The sequence below is a fragment of the Streptomyces sp. RP5T genome, assembly GCF_003933965.1.
Classification (GTDB): Bacteria; Actinomycetota; Actinomycetes; order Streptomycetales; family Streptomycetaceae; genus Streptomyces.
In genome coordinates, this window is sequence record NZ_RSAJ01001150.1 from 1 (window position 1) to 1,030 (window position 1,030).

1 protein-coding gene is annotated in these 1,030 nt (G+C 67.5%); it reads right to left on the reverse strand.

What is annotated here, in order from left to right; translation table 11 throughout:
• A partial coding sequence (locus EHS43_RS47280) for a hypothetical protein (protein WP_221740830.1) occupies positions 1–204 on the reverse strand: 204 nt, incomplete at its 3' end.
• Positions 205–1,030 lie beyond the last annotated feature (826 nt).

Consider the following 1,030-nt stretch of genomic DNA (forward strand, 5'->3'; position numbering starts at 1 on the left):
TATCAGGGGTCGAGTACCCCGCTGCTGGGTGGGGGCGGGCAGCTTCCCTCGCTCGACCATGCTCTGGGAGTGCACGCTCCTCCGGCGGTGCATCGTCAGCCGGCGGGCGGTGTCCCGTCGGGTTACGGATATCAGGGGCCGAGTACCCCGCTGCCGGGTGGGGGCGGGCAGCTTCCCTCGCTCGACCATGCTCTGGGAGTGCACGCTCCTCCGGCGGTGCATCGTCAGCCGGCAGGCGGTGCCCAGTTCGGCGTGCCGGCCACTCCGAGGGCTTGGCACGATGCGCCGGTCTCCGGGGTGGCCGCGGCGGCCAGTCTGGGACAGCAGGATCGGCAGGCCCCGGGGGAGAGTTCTGCCCAGCCTCCCCGGTGGCAGCAGGGTGAGCCGCAGCAGCAACAGGGGATGAGGAGGTAGAACCGTCTCCGGGCTGCGACTGTCCGTTCCCACGTACAGTACGAGTCTGCTCGACCTGCTTCGACACGCTGAGGAGTCCACCGCACCCACCACACCGGATGTTCCTGCTCGCGGTCGTCGGAGTCCGCCCGAGTGGTACGGCGAGTGCGGGCCGGGCTCCCCCGGCTGCGAGCCGAAACCCGAGGTTCCGCACGCTTGGCAAGCTGGGTTCTGGCGAGAAGTGCCCACCATGTCACCCGGACCGGTGCGCGACCGCATGCCAGGTCGACGTTCCTCGATTCTGAGCCCGTGAACGCTCTCCAGTGCCCGCTGGACAGCCGATCACCTACCCCGGCATCAGATTATCGAAAGATCACTGAGAAGACTGGAACGACATGTGTGCCCCACACCCTCATCGACACCCACACTGCCAGCACGAGTGCAATGCCCTGACCTCCAGCCCGTAGCGGTGCGCGAGGCAGCCCATCAGCGACGAGGTCGCCTCCCTGACTAGTAGGGTTTGGTCAGGTTCGTAGTGGTGTGGGTATGTCTCGGTGGCAGGTGGGGCAGGCGCCGGTCCAGGTGGCGAGGAGGGTCTGCAGTTCTCGGACCACTTGGTAGAGGCTCAGACCTGCAC